This window comes from Rhizobacter sp. P2_H2 (assembly GCF_056403375.1).
This window is the reverse complement of record NZ_JBFUFP010001081.1, coordinates 1-1,781: the sequence shown is the minus strand read 5'-3', so window position 1 is coordinate 1,781 and position 1,781 is coordinate 1. Positions and strand designations below refer to the sequence as shown.

The following is a 1,781-nucleotide window of genomic DNA, read 5'->3' as shown; positions in this document are numbered from 1 at the left end:
CTTGATGCCGACGTAGTTCTCGGGCTTGGTCGCGATGAAGCGCGTCGCGCGCTGCAGGTCGAGGATCTCCTTGCCCTGCGGCGTGGCCGGGTCGAGCGCAAGGAAGGCCTGCTGGATCTTGCTGCGCAGCTCGGCCGGCATGTCGGCATGCACCGTCCAGTTGTAGTCGTAGTAGGCCGGCGTCGTGTAGAACACCTTCACCTGGCTGGTGTCGACCTTCTTGTCGGCGACGAACTTCTCCCACACCGAGATGTTCAGCGCGCCGGCATCGACCTTGCCGCTGGCCACCGCGGCGATCGTCGCGTCGTGCGCGCCCGAGAAGCTGACGCGCTTCAGGTCGGCATCGGGGTTGATCTTCGCGGCCAGCAGGAAGCTGCGCGGCATCAGGTGGCCCGAGGTGCTCGACGCCGAGCCGAAGCTCAGCGTCCTGCCCTTCAGGTCTTCGAGCTTCGCGATGCCGCTCTTCGCATCGGTGATGAAGACCGAGCGGAAGCGCTCGTCCTCCTCGCGCTGCACCAGCGGAATCACCTTGCCGTTCGAGCGCACGCTGGCCTGCACGAAGGTGAAGCCGCCGAACCAGGCCAGGTCGATCTTGCGGTTGACCACCGTCTCGACGGCGGCAGCGTAGTCGGTCACCGGCGTCCACTCGACCTTCAGGCCGAGCTTGCCCTCCAGGTACTTGCCGAGCGGCGCGAACTTGCGCGCCAGCTCGGTCGGCGATTCATCGGGGATCGCGGTGACGCGCAACACGCCGGGCGTGGCGGTCTGCGCCGCAGCGGTGCCGGCGATCAACGCAAGTGACAAGGCGGCGAGCAGGTGTTGGAGCGCGTGTTTCATCGGTGGGTCCCACGGGGTTCAGGAAAGGGAGGCGATGCGCAGCGCGAGTGCCGCGATGCCATCGGGTGACAGGTCGTCGGCCTCGACGCGCTGCGCCTGGCCGATGCGTTCGAGCTGGCGCCCTTGCGAGCGCGCATAGAGCGGATCGTAATGCCGGGCCATCAGCGCCTCGAACAGCGGCGGCAGCTCGCGCTGCCGTGCCCAGGCCTGCCACTGCGCCAGCGTCTCCTTCGGCAGCAGTTCGCGCAGGCCACCCAGCTTGTCGGCCAGGCGCTGCGGGTCGTCGCCGAGCCAGGCGTAGTCGCGCAGCAGGTAGGCAAGCCGCGCCTCGCGCGTCGCCGCGATCTCGACGACCGGGCTCTCGCGCAGGCGCTGCAGCAGCGGTTCGGGCACCGTCAGGCGGCCGATGCGGCGGCTCTCGGCCTCGACCCAGATGCGCCGCTGCGGATCGAGCCCCTCGAGCGCGTGCAGCAGTTGCGTCTCGAAGCCCTTCTGCGACGGCTGCACGGTGCCGGGCAGGTCGCCGAGCACCGAGCCGCGATGGGCCGCCAGCGCCTCCAGGTCGAGCACCTGCTCGCCCTGCTGCGCGAGCGCGTGCAGCACGCGCGTCTTCGCGCTGCCGGTCGGGCCGCACAGCACGCGCAGCGGCAGCGCCGGTGCGCGCGTGGCCAGCTCGCTGATCACGTGCGCGCGCCACGACTTGTAGCCGCCCTTCAGCTGCTGCGCATCCCAGCCGACCAGCCGCAGCCAGTTGACGAAGCTGCCGCTGCGCAGGCCGCCGCGCCAGCAATAGAGCAGCGGACGCCAGTCGCGCGGCTTGTCGCGCATCAGTTCGTCGAGGTGGCGGGCGATGTTGCGCGCCACCATCGCGCCGCCGATCTTGCGGGCCTCGAAGGCGGACACCTGCACGTAGGTGGTACCGACGATGCGGCGCTCGTCGTCGC

2 protein-coding genes are annotated in these 1,781 nt (G+C 69.9%); both read right to left on the bottom strand.

The annotated features are described in order from the left end of the window. Positions 1–837, bottom strand: an 837-nt coding sequence (locus AC1D15_RS30235; RefSeq protein ID WP_477828932.1) for a putative selenate ABC transporter substrate-binding protein, incomplete at its 3' end; no start/stop codon positions are given. 18 nt (positions 838–855) lie between these two features. Next, the coding region (gene mnmH, locus AC1D15_RS30230) for a tRNA 2-selenouridine(34) synthase MnmH (protein WP_477828931.1) at positions 856–1,781 on the bottom strand (926 nt) is incomplete at its 5' end.